The organism is Candidatus Propionivibrio aalborgensis (assembly GCF_900089945.1).
Taxonomy (GTDB): Bacteria; Pseudomonadota; Gammaproteobacteria; order Burkholderiales; family Rhodocyclaceae; genus Propionivibrio; species Propionivibrio aalborgensis.
The window spans coordinates 1-1,827 of sequence record NZ_FLQY01000181.1; the positions used below are offsets into that span (position 1 = coordinate 1).

General features: G+C 63.9%; 1 protein-coding gene. It reads left to right on the forward strand.

What is annotated here, in order from left to right; all coding sequences use genetic code 11:
- Positions 1-1,827, forward strand: a 1,827-nt coding sequence (locus PROAA_RS09710; RefSeq protein WP_186411152.1) for an error-prone DNA polymerase, incomplete at both ends; no start/stop codon positions are given.

Here is a 1,827-nt window from a genome sequence, read left to right on the forward strand (position 1 = left end):
CTGCTGGATCGCCTATGAACGGCACCTCGCGCCGGACGACCGGAAACGTTTCGCGCATCTGCAGCACCTGGCACGCACGACCGGCATCCCTCTGGTCGCCGCCGGTGATGTCCATATGCATGTGCGCGAGCGACGGCCATTGCAGGATACGCTCACGGCGCTGCGCTTGAATACCACGGTCGAGCAGGCCGGCTCCGCCTTGTTCCCGAATGGCGAGCGCCATCTGCGTCGCCGGGAGGCACTGGCCAGGCTCTATTCGCCCGCACTGCTGGCCGAGACGGTGCGTATCGCCGGACTCTGCCAGTTCTCGCTCGACGAACTGCGCTATGAGTATCCCGAGGAGGTTGTTCCCTTCGGCCAGACCCCGGCGGGCTATCTGCGTCGGGAGACGCAACGCGGCCTGCACAGTCGCTATCCGCAGGGCATTCCCGGCAAGGTGCAGCGGCAGGTTGACGATGAATTGCGACTGATCGGCGAACTGGGCTACGAGCCGTATTTTTTGACGGTATATGACATCGTCGCGCATGCGCGACGTCTCGGCATTCTTTGCCAGGGGCGCGGCTCGGCCGCCAATTCGGCGGTGTGCTATGCCTTGCGCATTACCGAGGTCGACCCGGCGCGCGCCAATCTCCTGTTTGGCCGTTTCATCTCCAGGGAGCGCAACGAGCCGCCCGACATCGATGTGGACTTCGAGCATCAGCGGCGCGAGGAAATCATCCAGTACATCTACACCAAGTATGGACGCGAGCGAGCGGCGCTAACGGCAACGGTGATTTGCTACCGTTCCCGTTCGGCGCTGCGCGATACCGGCCGCGCACTCGGGATCGACCGCGACAAGCTCGATGCGCTGACCTCATCTCTGGCCTGGTGGGACAAGCCCGAGCAATGGCAGGCGCGTTTCGCCGATGTCGGTCTCGATACGGCCGGTCCCACGGTGACGCTATGGATGCAACTGGCGCAGGAGATCAAGGGATTCCCGCGGCATCTGTCGCAACATGTCGGCGGCTTTGTCATCAGCCGCGGCCGGCTCGACCGGCTGGTGCCGATCGAAAATGCGGCGATGCCCGAGCGCAGCGTGATCCAGTGGGACAAAGACGACATCGATGTGCTCGGCCTGATGAAGGTCGATGTGCTGGCGCTGGGCATGCTGAGTGCGATCCGGCGAGCGTTGGCGTGGGTGGCATTGCAACGCAACGAAGCTTTTGCCCTGGAACATATTCCGCCGGAAGACCCGGCCGTATACCGCATGATTTCCGCCGCGGACACCATCGGCGTGTTCCAGATCGAATCGCGCGCGCAAATGTCGATGCTGCCGCGCTTGCGTCCGCAGACCTTTTACGATCTGGTCATCGAGGTGGCCATCGTCCGCCCCGGCCCGATCCAGGGCGACATGGTGCATCCCTATTTGCGCCGCAGGCAAGGCAAGGAGCCGGTCAGTTATCCGAGCGAGGCGGTGAAAGGCGTTCTCGAGCGCACGCTGGGCGTGCCGCTGTTTCAGGAACAGGCGATGCAGCTCTCGATGGTGGCTGCCGGGTTCACGCCCGGCGAAGCCGATCAGTTGCGTCGCGCCATGGCCGCCTGGAAGCGGCGCGGCGGCATCGGCCCGTTCCGCGACAAGCTGCTCCGGGGCATGGCCGAGCGGGGTTACAGCCAGGAATTCAGTGCCGCGCTGTATCGTCAGCTGGAGGGATTTGCCGATTACGGCTTCCCGGAATCGCATGCCGCGAGCTTTGCGCTGCTGGTCTATGTCTCGGCCTGGCTCAAGTGCCACTACCCGGCCGCTTTCCTCGCCGGCTTGCTGAATTCGCTGCCGATGGGCTTCTATTC